Origin of the sequence: Aquipseudomonas ullengensis (assembly GCF_014174475.1) — a bacterium.
In the GTDB taxonomy this organism is placed as follows: domain Bacteria; phylum Pseudomonadota; class Gammaproteobacteria; order Pseudomonadales; family Pseudomonadaceae; genus Aquipseudomonas; species Aquipseudomonas ullengensis.
The window spans coordinates 68,700-87,324 of the sequence record NZ_JACJUD010000004.1; the positions used below are offsets into that span (position 1 = coordinate 68,700).

The 18,625-nt window shown below is 61.2% G+C and carries 18 protein-coding genes; all 18 read left to right on the forward strand.

The genetic code is table 11. The annotated features are described in order from the left end of the window. Positions 1 to 9 precede the first annotated feature (9 nt). The 18 genes from H3H51_RS12715 (at position 10) to H3H51_RS12800 (ending at position 18,606) form a co-directional block, all read left to right on the forward strand. Entirely contained in the window at positions 10 to 774 is a 765-nt protein-coding gene (locus H3H51_RS12715) for a cephalosporin hydroxylase family protein (protein ID WP_183089430.1), read from the forward strand. Between the two features lie 264 nt (positions 775 to 1,038). Next, positions 1,039 to 2,658, forward strand: a complete 1,620-nt coding sequence (locus H3H51_RS21370) for a flagellin (protein ID WP_183089431.1) — start codon at positions 1,039 to 1,041, stop codon at positions 2,656 to 2,658. A 72-nt stretch (positions 2,659 to 2,730) separates the two neighbouring features. Beyond that, the gene (locus tag H3H51_RS12725; protein WP_183089432.1) at positions 2,731 to 3,120 is read left to right on the forward strand and encodes a flagellar protein FlaG; all 390 of its coding nucleotides are present in this window, start codon (positions 2,731 to 2,733) and stop codon (positions 3,118 to 3,120) included. A gap of 76 nt (positions 3,121 to 3,196) precedes the next feature. After that, positions 3,197 to 4,960 (forward strand): flagellar filament capping protein FliD, encoded by a 1,764-nt coding sequence (gene fliD / locus H3H51_RS12730; RefSeq protein ID WP_235981365.1) that lies wholly within the window; start codon positions 3,197 to 3,199, stop codon positions 4,958 to 4,960. A gap of 3 nt (positions 4,961 to 4,963) precedes the next feature. Continuing rightward, on the forward strand, positions 4,964 to 5,359 hold the full coding sequence (gene fliS / locus H3H51_RS12735; RefSeq protein WP_183089433.1) for a flagellar export chaperone FliS: 396 nt from the start codon (positions 4,964 to 4,966) through the stop codon (positions 5,357 to 5,359). Between the two features lie 112 nt (positions 5,360 to 5,471). Further along, entirely contained in the window at positions 5,472 to 5,852 is a 381-nt protein-coding gene (gene fliS / locus H3H51_RS12740; protein WP_183089434.1) for a flagellar export chaperone FliS, read from the forward strand. Between the two features lie 27 nt (positions 5,853 to 5,879). Beyond that, positions 5,880 to 6,173, forward strand: coding sequence for a flagellar protein FliT (locus H3H51_RS12745; protein ID WP_183089435.1), 294 nt, complete (start codon positions 5,880 to 5,882; stop codon positions 6,171 to 6,173). Between the two features lie 200 nt (positions 6,174 to 6,373). Continuing rightward, positions 6,374 to 7,849 carry a sigma-54 dependent transcriptional regulator gene (locus H3H51_RS12750; protein ID WP_183089436.1) on the forward strand — a complete coding sequence of 492 codons (1,476 nt, stop codon included), beginning with the start codon at positions 6,374 to 6,376 and terminating at the stop codon, positions 7,847 to 7,849. 160 nt (positions 7,850 to 8,009) lie between these two features. Further along, on the forward strand, positions 8,010 to 9,206 hold the full coding sequence (locus tag H3H51_RS12755; protein ID WP_183089437.1) for a sensor histidine kinase: 1,197 nt from the start codon (positions 8,010 to 8,012) through the stop codon (positions 9,204 to 9,206). Positions 9,207 to 9,226: 20 nt separating this feature from the next. Further along, positions 9,227 to 10,642 carry a sigma-54-dependent response regulator transcription factor FleR gene (gene fleR, locus H3H51_RS12760; protein ID WP_183089438.1) on the forward strand — a complete coding sequence of 472 codons (1,416 nt, stop codon included), beginning with the start codon at positions 9,227 to 9,229 and terminating at the stop codon, positions 10,640 to 10,642. 140 nt (positions 10,643 to 10,782) lie between these two features. Continuing rightward, complete coding sequence (gene fliE, locus H3H51_RS12765; protein ID WP_183089439.1) at positions 10,783 to 11,115, forward strand: flagellar hook-basal body complex protein FliE; 333 nt, start codon at positions 10,783 to 10,785, stop codon at positions 11,113 to 11,115. A 17-nt stretch (positions 11,116 to 11,132) separates the two neighbouring features. Then, positions 11,133 to 12,920 (forward strand): flagellar basal-body MS-ring/collar protein FliF, encoded by a 1,788-nt coding sequence (gene fliF, locus H3H51_RS12770; protein ID WP_183089440.1) that lies wholly within the window; start codon positions 11,133 to 11,135, stop codon positions 12,918 to 12,920. After that, a complete protein-coding gene (gene fliG, locus H3H51_RS12775) occupies positions 12,913 to 13,929 on the forward strand; it encodes a flagellar motor switch protein FliG (protein ID WP_183089441.1) in 1,017 nt (338 codons plus the stop codon). The genes fliF and fliG overlap by 8 nt, the downstream gene beginning before the upstream one ends. A gap of 10 nt (positions 13,930 to 13,939) precedes the next feature. After that, the gene (gene fliH / locus H3H51_RS12780; protein WP_183089442.1) at positions 13,940 to 14,722 is read left to right on the forward strand and encodes a flagellar assembly protein FliH; all 783 of its coding nucleotides are present in this window, start codon (positions 13,940 to 13,942) and stop codon (positions 14,720 to 14,722) included. Next, positions 14,712 to 16,073, forward strand: a complete 1,362-nt coding sequence (gene fliI, locus H3H51_RS12785) for a flagellar protein export ATPase FliI (protein WP_183089443.1) — start codon at positions 14,712 to 14,714, stop codon at positions 16,071 to 16,073. The genes fliH and fliI overlap by 11 nt, the downstream gene beginning before the upstream one ends. Positions 16,074 to 16,076: 3 nt before the next feature. Then, positions 16,077 to 16,526, forward strand: coding sequence for a flagellar export protein FliJ (fliJ, locus tag H3H51_RS12790; protein ID WP_183089444.1), 450 nt, complete (start codon positions 16,077 to 16,079; stop codon positions 16,524 to 16,526). Positions 16,527 to 16,600: 74 nt separating this feature from the next. Next, positions 16,601 to 16,906: an STAS domain-containing protein gene (locus H3H51_RS12795; RefSeq protein WP_183089445.1), complete on the forward strand. Its 306-nt coding sequence runs from the start codon at positions 16,601 to 16,603 to the stop codon at positions 16,904 to 16,906. 5 nt (positions 16,907 to 16,911) lie between these two features. After that, positions 16,912 to 18,606: an ATP-binding SpoIIE family protein phosphatase gene (locus H3H51_RS12800; RefSeq protein ID WP_183089446.1), complete on the forward strand. Its 1,695-nt coding sequence runs from the start codon at positions 16,912 to 16,914 to the stop codon at positions 18,604 to 18,606. The last annotated feature ends 19 nt before the right edge of the window (positions 18,607 to 18,625 follow it).

Genomic DNA, 18,625 nt, shown 5'->3' on the forward strand with positions numbered 1-18,625 from the left:
GAGCAGGGCGTGAAACTGACAGTCGATACCGATAACAAGAAGCTGATCCTGGAAGAGGGCGGCGCCGTCCGCGAACTGGATCTGTACACCGATGAGTCCTTCGAGCTGCTGTCCCAGCAATGGGTCAACCTCGGCTGGAACCAGAAGTATCCCTACACCTTCTCCTGGATGGGCCGCCCGGTCATCCAGTTGCCGGAAGACATGATCCGCATCCAGGAGGTGATCTATAAGGTCAAGCCGGACGTGATCGTTGAGACCGGTGTGGCTCACGGTGGCTCCCTGATCTTCTACGCCAGCCTGTTCCAGGCCATGGGCAAGGGCCGGGTGATTGGCGTGGATATCGAGATCCGTCCGCACAACCGCAAGGCCATCGAAGAACACGAACTGTTTGGCTACCTGACCCTGATCGAAGGCAGTTCGGTTGCCGATGAGGTGGTGGCGCAGGTCCAGTCGCTGATCAAGCCGGGCGAAACCGTACTGGTGATCCTCGATTCGAACCACACCTATGCCCACGTGGCTGAAGAGTTGCGCCTGTATTCGCCAATGGTTACCAAAGGTTCCTACATCGTCTCCACCGACGGCGTGATGAAGGACGTTAAGGACGTGCCGCGTGCCGGTAAAGACTGGGGCACCGACAACCCGTCGAATGCGGCCATCGATTTTGCGGCGAGCAATCCGCAGTTCGTCATTGAGCAGCCTGCATGGGGCTTTAATGAAAGCACCCTGAGCAAAAACATCACCCATTGGCCAGATGCCTGGCTGAAACGCGTCTGAATTTTGCGGGAAATGGCGCGTTACTGGGCCGGTAACGCGTCAAAATCACCGTCTGAGAGCTGTGTTGAATTTTGGCTGCTGCTAAGTTGTTGTTTCCAAAGCGATAAAAAAAATCGAAATTCCTTGCTAAAGCCTCCTAAAGTTGCCGCTGGTAGCGCCGATAAAATTACCGAATGCGAACTTAATGGGGCGTCTGAGCAAAGCAGGCCCGAAGCTCGCAGGCTCAGACAAACTCAGTAGCACGGTCCTTTGGAGGCACTCACCATGGCCCTTACAGTCAACACAAACGTAGCGTCGCTGAACACTCAGCGTAACCTGAACACTTCCTCGTCCGGCCTGAACACCTCCCTTCAGCGCCTGTCCACTGGCTATCGCATCAACAGCGCCAAAGACGACGCTGCTGGCCTGCAGATCTCCAACCGCCTGACCAGCCAGATCAACGGCCTGAACGTGGCGACCCGTAACGCCAACGACGGTATCTCCCTGGCGCAGACCGCTGAAGGCGCACTGCAGCAGTCGACCGGCATCTTGCAGCGTATGCGTGACCTGTCCCTGCAATCGGCCAACGGCTCCAACGGCGCCAGCGAACGTGCTGCTCTGCAGGACGAAGTGTCCCAGCTGCAACAGGAACTGAACCGTATCGCTGATACCACCAGCTTCGGTGGTCGCAAGATCCTCGACGGTACCTTCGGTTCGCAGAGCTTCCAGGTCGGCGCCAACGCCTTCGAAACCATCAGCGTTTCAGTCGGTGCGGCTTCTGCTTCGCGCATCGGTGCCAACCGTTTCAATAGCACTGTCTCTGCCGGCACTGATTCGCAGGATGGTATCGCTGCCTCCGTGGTCGCGGGCTACACCGATGTGATCGCTGCTGGTGTTGGTTACTCGTCCTCGCCTGCCACCACCGACGGCCTGACCCTCAAAGGCAAGCTGGGTACTGCTTCTGTTGCCTTGACAGAGGGCACCTCCGCTCGTGAGTTGGCCAATGCGGTGAACAACGTTTCTGGCTCTACCGGCGTGACCGCAGATGCCCGCACTGTTGCTCGCCTGCAGGCCACTGGTGGCGGTCAATTCACCAACACCGAAACCGCTGGCACCATCAGCTTCACCCTTTATGGCTCGAACAACGGCGCAGAAGGTGACGGCGTAGCCATCACTGCAAGTGTCACCGACTGGAGTGACATGTCTGGTCTGGCTGATGCCATCAACAAGGAAACTGGTCGTACCGGTATCAGTGCCAAAGTGCTCAACGACGGCACCCTGGAGATGACCAGCGAGAACGGTGACGATATTGCCATCACCGAGTTCACTGCCTCTGCTGATGATGGTGCGGGTACTGTTACGACTGTTGCTGCAGAGCTGCAGAGCATGGCCTTCAACGGTGACAATGGTGTCGCTGATACCGAAGACGCCAGTGACATCGTAGGTGCAGTAGCTGCTCTGACTGGTGACGGTACCGACGGTGCTGTGACTGTCGGTCAAGTGCGCTTTGAGTCGCCCGATGCCTTTGAGGTGGAAAACTTCGATAGCATCGATACCGGCATCCAGCTTGACAGCGTATACAGCACCCTAGAGTCGGTTGATACCGTTGATATCGGTACCGCCATCGGTGCACAGAACGCTCTGGGCATCATCAGTGCCGCGATCTCCAACATCGACAGCCAACGCGCCCAGCTCGGTGCTGTGCAGAACCGCTTTGACAACACCATTGCGAACCTGCAGAACATCTCCGAGAACGCCTCTGCTGCTCGTAGCCGGATCCGCGACACCGACTTCGCTGCTGAAACTTCGGAACTGACCAAAAACCAGATCCTGCAGCAAGCCGGTACCGCCATCCTGGCACAAGCCAACCAGCTGCCACAGGCTGTACTCAGCCTGCTGCAGTAAGGGCAAAAGCGCTAGACTGCGGGGAGAAGGGCTTAGCTCTTCTCCCCGCTACCTCATTGTGAGGAGAATTGTATGGACGTCGGCTCAATCAAGAATTCGCTAGGTCTGGGGCTCTCTACAGGGCGTACAGCTCCGGCAGAGGCTGCAACAAGCAAGCAGGTAGCTGGCGCGGCTCAATCAGCCGCACCTGGCGAAGAGCGGGCGACTCAGGCTGTTGCCGGGGGCTCTGAAGAGATTTCCCGTGACCAAGTTGAAAGTGCGGTATCGACCATTCAAGAGTTTGTTCAGTCGGTACGTCGCAACATCAACTTTTCCCTGGAAGATACGTCCGGGCGCGTGGTGGTGAAAGTCACTGACGCAAACTCCGGAGATATCATCCGCCAGATTCCTTCCGAAGAGGCGCTGCAATTGGCAGAGAGCCTGGAGGAGGTCAGGAGTCTGTTGTTCAAAGCCGAGGCCTGACGCAGAGCGTTGGCACGGCTTTTGACTGTTAAACGCCCACGAAGCGTAGGCAGTCATATTTTTGGCGAGGTGCAACATGGCAGGATTACTGGGCGTCGGATCGGGTATCGATATCGACAGCATCGTGACCGCGCTGGTGAATGCTGAAAAAGCTCCCAAGACCCAGCAACTGGATCGTTTGGAGACAGCCACTACTTCGCGGTTTTCTGCCTTGGGCACGTTGAAGGGCTCCTTAAGCACCCTGCAAACTGCAATTCAGGGGCTCAATAAGAGCTCACTGTTCGACGCTCGCACGGCTACCTCCAATAATTCCAGCGTACTGAGTGTCAAGGCCGGTAGCTCGGTTACGGCAGGCAAGTACAGCGTTCAAGTACAGCAGTTGGCCTCTAGCAGCAAGGTTGCCCTTCAGTCTGTAGCAGCGGGTACTTCGACCAAGTTCAACAGCGGCACTTTGACTATTTCTGCTGGCTCGAGCAGTTTTGATGTGGATATCACTGCGAGTAACAACACACTTGCGGGTGTTCGCGACAGTATCAATACCGCAGGTAAGAGCTCAGGCATCAGTGCGACTATTGTGACCGACGCTTCGGGTTCGCGGTTGGTGCTCAGTTCTACTTCGGCAGGCGATGGCAATGACATCGAGGTTGCAGCAACCGAGGATGGGGTCACCACTGGTACTGTGGCGTTGACTACTCAGGCGCTTAAGCCGTCCTACAGTCAGGCTCTGCCTAGTTTCGCTGCCGGTTCTACTGCGACTTTCAAAGCTGGTGACCTGAATATTACTGCTGGGTCTACCAATTTGAGTGTCGTCGTCGGCGACGGCTACTCGATGGAAAATGTGCGTGATGCGATCAATCTAGCGGGTGCCGGGGAGGGCGTGTCGGCGGTAATAGAAACCGATACTACCGGCGCTGCGTTTCTGAAAATCAGCTCGACAAATGGTGCTGATCTGAGTGTTAGTGCCACGTCTTCTGGCGGTAGCGCTGGTGACAATGATCTGACCGCTCTCAATCCAGTAAGTGGCACAACCACTCAGCCGGCTGCGCCGAGCTCGACTACTGGCGCAGGTGGGGTTATCAACAAGGCCCAGTCCGCGATTCTTTACGTCGATGGGCTGCAGGTAATCAGCGACAGCAACTCGGTCACTACAGCGATCGAAGGTGTCACTATCAACTTGACCAGTGCGCAGTCCGCTGCCGATATCTCTGCCGGGAAAACGGTCGATATTACGGTTGGAGTGGACAAGGCCTCGGTCAAGAGCAATATCCAGAAATTCGTCGACGCCTATAACACGCTGATGAGTACAGCCTCCCAGCTGACTGCGGTGGTGTCTGTCGGCGAGGATGAGAAGCCGGTAGCGGGTGCTCTCGTTGGGGATGCGACGGTGCGCGGCCTGGTTTCCGGCTTGCGCAGCGAGCTGGTGAAGATGACGGGTGAAGAGGGTGTGCGTGCGTTGGCAGAGCTGGGTATTACAACTCAGAAGGATGGCACGCTAAAAATCGATGACACCACCTTGAGCACTGCGCTGGACAGCAAGTTCGATCAGGTAGCGAGCTACTTTGCTGGTGATTCTGGGTTGATGACCCGCTTGGAAACCAACGTGAACAGCTATCTGAAATCAGATGGTATTTTCGATCAGCGCACCAAGGCCCTGCAAAGCACCTTGTCGAATATCGATGATCAGCGTGATGCGTTGGATGCGCGTGTCGAGAAAATTCAGGAGCGTCTGGTCGCTCAGTACACCGCCATGGATCAACTGGTGACGCAATTGTCGAAGACCAGTGAAAGTCTGACCAGCCAGCTGGCAAGCCTGCCTGGTTTCGTGAAGAAGAGTACCTAATCGATGAGCAAGAAGCCGATCGACACCTATAAACAGGTTAAGACCAGCCAGGACGTTTCACCTTATCGCACCGTGCAGCTTCTGCTGGAGGGCGCGCTGGAGCGAGTGCTGCTCGCCCGCCAGGCCCAGATCGAAGGTGATGTGGCCGTTCGTGGGATGGCTGTTGGTAGCACCATCACTATTCTGGGTGTTCTGCAGTCCAGTCTGGACAAGCAACTCGGTGGTGAAATTGCCGAGAACCTGGATGCCCTGTACGACTACATGACCCGTCGCCTGGCGGGTGTGGCGCTGGATAGCACGCCGCGCAACCTCGAAGAAGTGCAGCAGATCCTCGTCGATATCAAGACTGCCTGGGATGCCATCGGCCCAGAAGTCGAGCCCGCTGCAACAGCTGAGTGAGATTGCTCAGTTCTCGCGTTTTTTGTTCTGCATACGCCTCTGAATGACTAAAGCTGCCGGATACATTGCCGATACAAGGGATGTATCCAGGCAAGACTTCAGTGGAGTGATCATGAACGCAATGGCGGCCCTCAGGCAGTATCAAACCGTCAACACCCAGGCTCAGCTGGCCGATGCCAGCCCGCACCGTTTGATCCAGATGCTGATGGAAGGTGGCTTGTCCCGTCTGGCCCAGGCCAAGGGTGCCATGTTGCATGGCCAGATTAGTGTGAAGGGCGAACTGATCGGCAAGGCCATTGCTATCATCGGCGGCCTGCGTGAAAGTCTGGACCAGAAGCAGGGCGGCGAGATTGCCACCAACCTGGACAGCCTGTACGAGTACATGGTCTCTCGTCTCAGCGAGGCCAACCTGAACAATGATGCGGTCATGATTGATGAAGTGACCGATCTGCTGCGTAACGTGAAGTCCGGTTGGGATGCCATCAGTCACTGATGCCGTCTGCGGTTCGAGGGAAATGCCATGAGTTCTACTGTCCAGCGTCTCGAAGCAACCGGTTGTGCACTGCGTGACGCGCTTGCCCGTCGTGACTGGAGTGCTATCGGTACGCTCGATACGCAATGCCGGCAAGCTGTCGATGAAGCCATGGTCGAGGCCGTCAACGATGATGTGCTGCGCGAGCGCATGCAGGAGCTGCTCGATCTGTACCGCGAACTGGTCAACGTCTGCCAAACCGAGCAGCGTCGCCTGGCTGCCGAACTGATCCAGCTCAACCAGTCGCAGCAGGGCGCCAAGGTCTATCAGCTGTTCACCTGAGGCCGTTCAGGCCTCTATCCGCTATCTTTTCTGTGGTTGATACAGCGTTTCCAGGTTTTTATTAAGGTAAACGCAGAAAAGTTACGTCATAAAATTGACTCCCGCCTGATTTTTGACTTTACTAGTGGCCAATTGCCGGTGTCGCCTGGTTTTTACAGGCCGATGTTTCCTTTACAGCCAGCGAGCCAGAACAGAACAAGATGTGGCGCGAAACCAAGATCCTTCTGATTGACGACAACACTGAGCGCCGCCGCGACCTGGCGGTGATTCTCAGTTTCCTGGGTGAAGATCACCTGTCCTGTGGCAGCACCGATTGGCGCGAGGCCGTCGCCAGGCTGGAGTCCAGCCGCGAAGTGCTCAACGTGTTGCTGGGCGACGTCCAGGCCAAGGGTGGCACGCTGGAGTTGCTCAAGCAGCTCGGAGCGTGGGATGAGAACCTGCCGCTTCTGCTGATTGGCGAACCGATTCCCACCGACTGGGCGGATGACCTGCGCCGTCGCGTGCTGGCCAGCCTGGAAATGCCGCCGAGCTACAACAAGTTGCTCGATTCCCTGCACCGCGCCCAGGTCTATCGCGAGATGTACGATCAGGCGCGCGAGCGCGGTCGCCATCGCGAGCCCAATCTGTTCCGTAGTCTGGTCGGTACCAGCCGTGCCATTCATCAGGTGCGCCAGATGATGCAGCAGGTGGCGGATACCGACGCCAGCGTGCTGATCCTCGGTGAGTCCGGTACGGGCAAGGAAGTGGTCGCGCGCAACCTGCATTACCACTCCAAGCGCCGTGATGCGCCCTTCGTGCCGGTCAACTGCGGCGCGATTCCGGCGGAGTTGCTGGAAAGCGAGCTGTTCGGCCATGAGAAGGGCGCCTTCACCGGCGCCATCACCAGTCGTGCCGGTCGTTTCGAGCTGGCCAACGGCGGCACCCTGTTCCTCGATGAAATCGGCGACATGCCGCTGCCTATGCAGGTCAAGCTGCTGCGTGTGCTGCAGGAGCGCACCTTCGAGCGCGTCGGCAGCAACAAGACCCAGTCGGTGGATGTGCGCATCATTGCCGCGACCCACAAGAACCTGGAGCAGATGATCGAGATCGGAACCTTCCGCGAGGATCTCTACTACCGCCTCAACGTCTTCCCGATCGAAATGGCGCCGTTGCGTGAGCGCGTGGAAGACATTCCACTGCTGCTCAATGAGCTGATCTCACGTATGGAGTTTGAGAAGCGCGGCTCCATTCGTTTCAACTCCGCCGCCATCATGTCGCTGTGCCGGCATGATTGGCCGGGCAACGTGCGTGAGCTGGCCAACCTGGTCGAGCGCATGGCGATCATGCATCCCTATGGCGTGATCGGTGTTGGCGAGTTGCCGAAGAAATTCCGCCACGTCGACGACGAGGACGAGCAGCTGGCCATCAGCCTGCGCGAAGAGCTGGATGAGCGTGCCGCGATTGGCGCTGGTCTGCCGGGTGCTGCGACCATGGCGATGCTGCCGATCGAGGGCCTGGATCTCAAGGATTACCTCGGTAACCTTGAGCAGGGCTTGATCCAGCAGGCGCTGGACGATGCGGGCGGGGTGGTGGCACGTGCCGCCGAGCGTCTGCGCATTCGCCGCACCACGCTGGTGGAGAAAATGCGCAAGTACGGCATGAGCCGCCGTGACGATGAGGGTGGCGAAGAAGACTGATAATCTGTCGCCGATCCTGAAAATAAAGCCGGAGCTTTGACACAGTCTCCGGCTTTATTTTTTAAGCTATTGAAATATAAGTAATATTTTTTAGGCACGGGGATTGCTATGACTTTACTGACTGACCGTCTGCTGACGGTTTGCCGGCAGAGAGAAGAGCATGAACCCAGCAGCGCAGCCGTCCCCAAATCCTGAAAGTGCCGTCGACGCACCGGTCGAGCAGGCCAGTCGCGCCAGCCTGGAACAGGCGTTTACCCTGTTCAACCAGATGTCGACGCAGCTCAGCAGCTCCTACAGCATGCTCGAAGCCCGTGTCAGCGAGCTGAAAGGGCAGCTGGCCCTGGTCAGCGCGCAGCGCATGCAGGAGCTGGCGGAGAAGGAGCGCATTGCCCATCGCTTGCAGAGTCTGCTGGATCTACTGCCTGGCGGTGTCATCGTCATCGATGGCCAGGGTGTCGTGCGCGAAGCCAACCCGGTTGCGCGTAGCCTGCTGGCTAAACCGCTGGTGGGCATGCTCTGGCGCCAGGTGATTGCCACCAACTTTGCCCCGCGCAAAGACGATGGCCACGAAATTTCCCTCAAGGATGGCCGTCGGCTGTCCATCGCCACCCGCTCCCTGCACGGTGAGCCGGGGCAGCTTGTGCTTTTGACTGACCTGACAGAAACCCGTCGCCTGCAGGATCAGCTCTCGCGCCACGAGCGCCTGTCCGCTCTCGGTCGCATGGTTGCATCGTTGGCTCATCAGATTCGTACGCCGCTTTCTGCCGCGCTGCTGTACGCCAGCCATCTGACCGAACAGGTGTTGCCGCAAGAGCAGCAGCAGCGTTTCGCAGGGCGCCTGAAAGAGCGCCTGCACGAGCTGGAGCACCAGGTGCGCGACATGCTGGTGTTCGCCCGTGGTGAGCTGCCGTTGCCTGATCGCCTGGCACCCGGCGCCTTGTTCGATGCCCTGCGCAGTGCTGCCGAGCCCCATGTGCTGGGGATGCAGGTGCGCTGGCAGTGCGATGCGCGTACCGGTGACCTGCTGTGCAACCGCGACACGCTGGTCGGCACGGTTCTCAACCTGATCCAGAACTCGATTCAGGCCGGCGGACGTGAGAGCCGCCTGAAGATTCATCTCTATAGCCGTGGCAGCACGCTGCGCCTGGCGGTCAGCGACAGCGGCCCGGGCATCGACAAGGCCACCCTGGCCAGACTCGGCGAACCCTTTTTCACCACCAAAACCACCGGTACCGGCCTCGGCCTGGCCGTGGTGCAGGCAGTGGTACGCGCCCACCAGGGCGAGCTGCAGATGCGTTCGCGGGTTGGCCGCGGCACTTGCGCCATTCTCGTTCTGCCGTTGATTCCCGCGGCGTAGGATTTTTCAGGAGTACACCCATGACTGCCAAGGTTCTGCTGGTCGAAGACGACCGCGCGCTGCGTGAGGCGCTGGCCGACACATTGCTCATCGGCGGCCACAGCTTCCGGGCGGTCGAGTGCGCCGAAGATGCACTGCTGGCCCTGGGTGAGGAAGCCTTTGGCCTGGTCATCAGCGACGTCAACATGCCGGGCATGGACGGCCATCAGCTGCTTGCACAGATCCGCAGCCGCTACCCGCAGCTGCCAGTGCTGCTGATGACGGCCTATGGCGCGGTCGAACGGGCCGTGGAAGCCATGCGTCAAGGGGCTGCCGATTACCTGGTGAAGCCCTTCGAGCCGCGCACCTTGCTCGATCTGGTTGGGCGCCATGCCCTCGGCCGTCCGAGTGCGACCGACGGCGACGGCCCGGTGGCCAGCGAGCCGGCCAGCCAGCAGCTGCTCGAATTGGCCGCGCGCGTGGCGCGCAGCGATTCCACTGTGCTGATTTCCGGCGAGTCCGGTACCGGCAAGGAAGTGCTGGCACGCTACATCCACCAGCAGTCGCCACGCGCCACAAAGCCCTTCATTGCCATTAACTGTGCGGCCATCCCGGACAACATGCTGGAAGCCACGCTGTTCGGTCACGAGAAGGGCGCTTTTACCGGCGCCATAGCCACCCAGCCGGGCAAGTTCGAGCTGGCTGAAGGCGGCACCATCCTCCTCGACGAAATTTCCGAGATGCCTCTGGGTTTGCAGGCCAAGCTGCTGCGCGTGCTGCAGGAGCGGGAAGTGGAGCGGGTGGGCGCGCGCAAGCCGATAGAGCTGGATATCCGCGTGCTGGCTACCACCAACCGCGACCTGGCGGGCGAAGTGGCCGCAGGGCGTTTCCGTGAAGACCTTTACTATCGCCTGTCGGTGTTCCCACTGGCCTGGCGCGCGCTGCGCGAGCGGCCTGCCGATATTCTGCCGCTGGCTGAACGCCTGCTGGCCAAGCACGTCAAAAAAATGAATCACTCCGCAATCCAGCTTTCCCCGCAAGCACGGGCAGCGTTGATCAGCCACTCCTGGCCGGGCAACGTGCGTGAGCTGGATAACGCCCTGCAGCGCGCGCTGATCCTGCAGCAGGGCGGACAGATCCAGCCGCATGACCTGTGCCTGACGGCACCGATCGGCATGGCGCCGATATCCAACCCGCAGCCGCTGAGCCTGGTGTCGTCTATTGCAGCGCCTGCGCCGCAGATGGCGGACCCCGCGCCGATGGAAGCGGCGGGCGCCCTGGGCGAAGACCTGCGTCGCCGTGAGTTCCAGTTGATCATCGACACCCTGCGCGCCGAACGTGGTCGCCGCAAAGAGGCGGCCGAGCGCCTGGGCATCAGCCCGCGCACGCTGCGTTACAAGCTCGCGCAGATGCGTGATGCCGGCATGGATGTCGAGGCTTTCCTCTACGCCAGCTGAGGCGTTGAACGGGGTTGATCGGTTCCCCTTTGGCCCGCCTTGTGCGGGTCTTTTCTTTTCCGAAGAGCTGGCACCCTTGTTGCAATAACCCTGCAAAGAGCCGCACAGCGTCAAAAAACTGCGGTCGCCGGAGGAAGATGATGAGCCAGGGTGTCGAATTCAATCGCCTGATGTTGGAAATGCGCTCCATGCAGATGGAGGCCATGGCCAAGCAGAAGCCAGCGGCTGTTGCCGCGCCGGAGCCGGGTGCGCCGAGTTTCTCGGAAATGCTCGGCCAGGCCGTGGGCAAGGTGAATGAAACCCAGCAAGCCTCCACCCAGCTGGCTTCGGCCTTCGAGATGGGGCAGGGCGGCACCGACATCACCGACGTGATGATCGCTTCGCAGAAGGCCAGCGTGTCTTTCCAGGCCATGACCCAGGTGCGCAACAAGCTGGTTCAGGCGTATCAAGACATCATGCAGATGCCGGTTTAACGGGACGGAATTGAGTCATGGCTGAAGCAGTCGTAGCAAACGTACCCGCCACCACGAGCGAGGAGCCGAAAAAGCCCCTGTTCGGCCTGGCGTTCCTGGAAAACCTCTCGGACATGTCCATGCTGCGCCAGATCGGCCTGCTGGTCGGCCTGGCGGCCAGCGTGGCGATCGGTTTCGCCGTGGTCCTGTGGTCGCAGCAGCCGGACTACAAGCCGCTGCTGGGCAACCTGGCCGGCATGGACAGCAATCAGGTGATGGAGGTGCTCAATGCTGCCGACATCACCTACACCGTCGAACCCAACTCCGGTGCGCTGCTGGTCAAGTCCGATGACCTCGGCCGGGCCCGCATGAAACTGGCCGCCGCTGGCGTGGCGCAGAGCGATGGCAACGTCGGCTTCGAAATCCTCGACCAGGAACAAGGCCTGGGTACCAGCCAGTTCATGGAGGCGACCCGTTATCGCCGTGGCCTGGAAGGTGAGCTGGCGCGGACCATTTCCAGCCTGAACAACGTCAAGGCTGCCCGTGTGCACCTGGCCATCCCGAAAAGCTCGGTGTTCGTCCGTGACGAGCGCAAACCCACCGCATCCGTTCTGGTTGAACTCTACCCAGGGCGCTCCCTGGAGCCGAGCCAGGTCATGGCTATCGTCAACCTGGTCGCCACCAGTGTGCCGGAACTGACCAAGTCGCAAGTCACCGTGGTCGACCAGAAGGGCACGCTGCTTTCCGACCAGCAGGAACTCTCCGAACTGACCATGGCGGGCAAGCAGTTCGACTACAGCCGCCGCATGGAAAGCATGTTCACCCAGCGCGTGGACAGCATCCTGCAGCCGGTGCTGGGCAGCGGCCGCTACAAGGCCGAAGTTTCTGCCGATGTGGACTTCAGTGCGGTCGAATCGACCTCCGAGATGTTCAACCCGGACCAGCCGGCCCTGCGCAGCGAGCAGAGCGTCAACGAACAGCGCTCCAGCAGCCTGCCGCCACAAGGTGTGCCGGGTGCCCTGAGCAATCAACCGCCAGGCGCTGCCTCGGCGCCGCAACAGGCCACGCCTGCCGCGCCGACGCCGGCCGGCCCGGTCGCCTCCGGTCAGCCGCTGCTGGACTCAAATGGCCAGCAGATCATGGACCCGGCCACCGGTCAGCCGATGCTGGCACCGTATCCGGCAGACAAACGCGAGCAGTCCACCCGCAACTTCGAGCTGGACCGTTCGATCAGCCACACCAAGCAGCAGCAGGGTCGCCTCAAGCGCCTGTCGGTCGCCGTGGTGCTGGATGACCAGATGAAGATCGATGCGCAAACCGGCGAAACCAGCCACACGCCGTGGAGTGCCGATGATCTGGCCCGTTTCACTCGCCTGGTGCAGGACGCCGTGGGCTTCGATGCCAGCCGTGGTGACAGCGTCAGCGTGATCAACGCGCCGTTCACCACCTCTGTTTCCGACTTCGTCGAGCTGCCGTGGTACCAGAGCGAGCTGTTCCTGATGGCCATGGGCGGGTTGAAGCAACTCCTGCCGGCGCTGATGATCTTTATCCTGGTGTGGTTCGTGTTGCGCCCGGTGATGAAAAACATCGCCAACCCTGGGCGCCAGGGCGATGGCGCCGATGGCGACGTCGAACTGGGCGAAATGGGTGGCCTGGAAGGCGAACTGGCCTCCGATCGCGTGAGCCTCGGTGGCCCGCAAAGCATCCTGCTGCCGAGCCCGTCCGAAGGGTATGATGCACAACTCAACGCCATTAAGAGCCTGGTCGCCGAAGACCCGGGTCGCGTGGCTCAGGTAGTGAAAGACTGGATTAACGCCGATGAGTGAAAATCGCGCTGCGGTTAAGCTGAACAAGGTCGAAAAGGCCGCCATTTTGCTGCTCTCGCTCGGCGAAACCGACGCGGCCCAGGTGCTGCGTCACCTCGGCCCGAAGGAAGTGCAGCGCGTCGGCGTGGCCATGGCGGGCATGCGCAATGTGCAGCGTGAGCAGGTCGAGCAGGTGATGGGCGAGTTCGTCGACATAGTCGGCGACCAGACCAGCCTCGGTGTGGGCTCCGATGCCTATATCCGCAAGATGCTCACCGCCGCGTTGGGCGAGGACAAGGCCGGCAACCTGATCGACCGCATCCTGCTCGGCGGCAGCACCAGCGGCCTGGACAGCCTGAAATGGATGGAGCCGCGCGCCGTTGCCGATGTGATCCGCTACGAGCACCCGCAGATCCAGGCCATCGTCGTTGCCTACCTCGACCCTGACCAGGCGGCCGAGGTGGTTAGCCATTTCGATCACAAGGTGCGCCTGGATATCGTCCTGCGCGTCTCGTCGCTCAATACCGTACAGCCGGCGGCCCTCAAGGAGCTCAACACCATCCTCGAGAAGCAGTTCTCCGGCAGCGCCAACACCACCCGCGCCAACCTCGGCGGCGTGAAGCGGGCGGCCGATATCATGAACTTCCTCGACAGCTCGCTCGAAGGCCAGCTGATGGACTCGATCCGCGAAGTGGACGAAGACCTCTCCGGGCAGATCGAGGACCTCATGTTCGTCTTCGACAACCTGGCCGATGTCGACGACCGCGGTATCCAGGCGCTGCTGCGCGAGGTGTCGTCCGACATCCTGGTGCTGGCCCTCAAGGGCGCGGACGAGGCGATCAAGGAAAAGGTTTTCAAGAACATGTCCAAACGGGCTGCCGAGCTGCTGCGCGACGACCTCGAGGCCAAAGGCCCGGTGCGCGTCAGCGAAGTGGAAACCGCGCAGAAGGAAATTCTCACCATCGCCCGTCGCATGGCCGAATCCGGCGAGATCGTTCTCGGCGGTGCCGGCGGCGAAGCAATGATCTGAGGCCGCATACATGGCTCCCAAGGACGCACAAAGCGAGCTGATTCGCGCCAAGGATGTCGGCGGGTTCGACCGCTGGGCCTTGCCCAGCTTCGACCCGGAAGTAGAGGCCATCCCCGAGCCGGAAGCGGAGCCCGAGGAGCTGGCCGAGCCGGAGCCGACGCAGCAGATCGAAGAAGTGGAGATCGAAAGCGTCAAGCCACTGACGCTCGATGAACTCGAAGCGATTCGCCAGGATGCCTACAACGAGGGTTTCGCCACAGGCGAGAAGGACGGCTTCCGCGCTGGCCAGCTGAAGGCCAAGCAGGAGGCCGAGGTCGCCCTGGCCAGCAAGCTGGAGCAGCTGGAACAGGTGATGGGCAACCTCATGGAGCCCATCGGCGAGCAGGACCGGGAAATGGAACTGGCCATGGTCAACCTGATCAGCCAGATGACCCGCCAGATCATCCAGCGCGAACTGACCACCGATTCCAGCCAGATCCGCACCGTGCTGCGGGAAGCGCTCAAGCTGTTGCCCATGGGCGCCAGCAATATCCGTATCCACATCAATCCGCAGGACTTCGAGCAGGTCAAGGCGCTGCGCGAGCGTCATGAAGAGAGCTGGCGCATCCTCGAGGACGAGTCGTTGCAGCCGGGCGGTTGCCGGGTCGAAAGCGAGAGCAGCCGCATCGATGCGAGCATCGAAACGCGCCTGACCCTGGCCCTCAAGCAGCTGTTCGACCAGCAGCGTGCGCAGGCGACCAATCCTCCCGAGGCGGATATCCACCTTGATCTAGAGCCGCCCCATGCGCCTTGAGCGCATCAGCTTTGCCAAGCGCCTGGCCAGCTACAGCGAGGCCATCGAGCTGCCCAGCCAGCCGGTGGTCGAAGGTCGTCTGCTGCGCATGGTCGGCCTCACCCTGGAAGCCGAAGGCCTGCGTGCGGCGCTGGGCAGCCGCTGCCTGGTGATCAACGACGACAGCTATCACCCGGTGCAGGTCGAGGCCGAGGTGATGGGTTTTTCCGGCAACAAGATCTACCTGATGCCCGTTGGCGGCCTGGCCGGTATCGCGCCGGGCGCGCGTGTGGTGCCGCTGCCGGATACCGGGCGCCTGCCGATGGGCATGTCGATGCTCGGCCGCGTGCTGGATGGCGCCGGCCGTGCGCTGGATGGCAAGGGTGGGATGAAGGCGGAGGATTGGGTGCCGATGGATGGCCCGACCATCAACCCGCTCAATCGCCACCCGATCAGCGAGCCCCTGGACGTCGGCATCCGTAGTATCAACGGCCTGCTCACCGTCGGTCGCGGCCAGCGCCTGGGCCTGTTCGCCGGTACCGGCGTGGGTAAGTCGGTGCTACTGGGCATGATGACCCGCTTCACCGAGGCCGACATCATCGTGGTCGGGCTGATCGGCGAGCGTGGTCGCGAGGTCAAGGAGTTCATCGACGAGATTCTCGGCGAGGAGGGCATCAAGCGCTCCGTGGTAGTTGCCTCGCCAGCGGACGATGCGCCGCTGATGCGCCTGCGCGCGGCCATGTACTGCACGCGCATCGCCGAATACTTCCGCGACAAGGGCAAGAACGTCCTGCTGCTGATGGACTCGCTGACCCGCTTCGCCCAGGCCCAGCGCGAGATTGCCCTGGCCATCGGCGAACCACCGGCGACCAAGGGCTATCCGCCCTCGGTGTTCGCCCGCCTGCCACGCCTGGTGGAACGTGCGGGCAATGCTGAGGAGGGTGGTGGCTCGATCACCGCGTTCTACACCGTATTGAGCGAAGGTGACGACCAGCAGGACCCGATCGCCGATGCTGCGCGCGGTGTGCTCGACGGTCACTTCGTACTGTCACGCCGTTTGGCCGAGGAAGGCCATTACCCGGCCATCGATATCGAGGCCTCGATCAGCCGGGTCATGCCGCAAGTGGTCAGTGCCGAGCACATGAAGCTGGCCCAGCGCTTCAAGCAGCTGTGGTCGCGCTACCAGCAGAGCCGTGACTTGATCAGCGTGGGCGCCTATGTACCCGGCGGCGATGCCGATACCGATCTGGCGATTGCCCGCCAGCCGGCGATGGCGCGCTACCTGCGCCAGGGCCTGAGCGATAGCGAGGGCCTGGGTGACAGCCTGTCGCAGCTGGCCCAGGTGTTCAACCCGACGGCGCCTGGCAGTTGATAAATGGCCAATAGCCGTGCCGCGCGCCTGGCGCCGGTGATCGAGATGGCCGAGCGTGCCGAGCGTGAAGCCGCGCGCCAGTTGGGGCACTTCCAGGGTTTGCTGAACAAGGCGGAAGTACAGCTTGGCGAGCTGGAGCGCTACCGCGGCGATTACCAGCAGCAGTGGATCACCGAGGGGCGCCAGGGTGTTTCCGGGCAATGGCTGATGAACTACCAGCGCTTTCTCACCCAGTTGGAGTCAGCAATTGGCCAGCAGATGAATACGGTCAACTGGCACCGCGACAACCTGGCCAAGGCGCGCGATGCCTGGCAGCAGCGTTATGCGCGGCTGGAGGGCCTGCGCAAGCTGGTGCAGCGCTACATCGACGAGGCCCGCCAGATCGAGGATCGCCGCGAGCAGAAACTGCTCGACGAACTGGCCCAGCGCCTATCCAATCGCGATCAGTACTGATTGCCTGTTGCCGCGGCTCTTTGCGGGTGCTACATCTTCCCAGCACAGCCCGAATAAAAACTAAGGAGTTCTTCATGGCCATTACCGCGCTGTCTTCAGACGACGGACAGGAACTGACCATCCAGATTCAAGGGCGTTTCGATTTTTCGGCACACCAGGAATTCCGTGACGCGTATGAGCGGGTCAACACCACGCCCAAGCGCTATGTGGTCGACCTCAAGGGCGCGACCTACCTCGACAGCTCGGCATTGGGGATGCTGCTGCTGTTGCGCGATCATGCCGGCGGCGACCATGCGCGTATCAGCCTGATCAACTGCAACCCGGACGTGCGCAAGATCCTGGCGATTTCCAACTTCGAACAGCTGTTCCAGATCGGCTGACCGCCATGCCCACGCGCTTGTCCATCCTGATCGCCGAGGACAGCGCGGCTGACCGCATGCTGCTGTCCACCATCGTCAATCGCGAAGGGCACCGCGTGCTCACCGCCAGCAATGGCCTGGAAGCCTTCACCCTGTTTCTCCAGGAGCGTCCGCAGCTGGTGCTGATGGATGCGCTGATGCCGGTGATGGATGGCTTCGAGGCGGCGCGGCGGATCAAGGATGCCTCCGGCGATGCTCTGGTGCCGATCATCTTCCTCACCTCGTTGACCGAGAGCGAAGCTCTGGTGCGCTGCCTGGAGGTCGGTGACGACTTCCTTGCCAAGCCCTACAACCGGGTCATCCTCGAAGCCAAGATCCGCGCCATGGATCGTCTGCGCCGCCTGCATGACACGGTGCTGCGCCAGCGCGACCTGATCGCCAAGCACAACGAGCACCTGCTAACCGAACAACGCGTGGCCAAGGCGGTGTTCGACAAGGTGGCGCACTCCGGCTGCCTGAATGCGCCGAATATCCGTTACCTGCAGTCGCCGTTCGCCCTGTTCAATGGCGACTTGCTGCTGGCGGCATTCAAACCCTCGGGTGGCATGCATGTGCTGCTCGGTGACTTCACCGGCCACGGTTTGCCGGCGGCCATTGGCGCCATGCCGCTGGCTGAGGTGTTCTACGGCATGACCGCCAAGGGTTTTTCCATGGCGGAAATCCTTCGCGAGATGAACGCCAAGCTCAAACGCATCCTGCCGGTGGGGGTGTTCTGCTGCGCCACGCTGTTCAACCTGAGCTTCCAGCGGCGGGTGGTCGAGGTGTGGAATGGCGGCCTGCCGGATGGCTACCTGTACCGCAGCGCGACGGCCGAGCGCATACCGCTGGTGTCGCGTCATTTGCCGCTGGGGGTGCTGGAGTCGAGCGCTTTCAATGACGCCATCGAGGTCTACCCGCTGGATGTCGGTGACCGGTTGTTCCTGTTCTCCGATGGCGTGCTGGAAACCTGTGATGCCAGCGGCCAGTTGTTTGGCGAGCAGCGCCTGCAGGCGGTATTCGACGCCGGGCACGCGCCGGAGCAGCTGTTCGATGAGTTGCAACGGGCGCTGGCGGCGTTTCGCGGCGAGGCGCAGGACGATGTCAGCATGCTTGAGGTCGGCCTGATCGAGGAAGGTCGCCTGAGTCGGCCGCCGCTGGCCTTTTCCGACAGCGGTCAGAGCAGCCCGCTGGACTGGTCGGCGAGCTTCGAGTTTCGCGCCGAGACGCTCAAACGTTTCAACCCGCTGCCGTTTCTCCTGCAGTTGCTGCTGGAGGTGCAAGGCCTGCGCTCGCAAGGCGGAGCGTTGTATACCGTACTGGCTGAGTTGTACTCCAATGCCCTGGAGCACGGCGTGCTGGGGCTGGACTCGAGCCTCAAGCGCGACGCTTCGGGGTTCGCCAGCTACTACCGTGAACGCGGCCAGCGTTTGCAGAGCCTGGAAGAGGGCTTCGTGCGCTTTCACCTGCAGGTCGTGCCGGAGGCTGGCGGCGGTCGCCTGTGCGTGCGCGTCGAGGACAGCGGCGGCGGTTTCGACCTTGCCAGCGTGCTGGATGCCTCCTGTGCCACCGAGCGCCTCAGTGGCCGCGGCCTGCGCCTGATTCGCCAGTTGACCGACCAGTGTCAGTGGGCCGCAGACGGGCGGGGCGCCAGCGTGGAGTTTTGCTGGAAGGCTCAGGCATAATCGGGGCTCCTCGATCAAG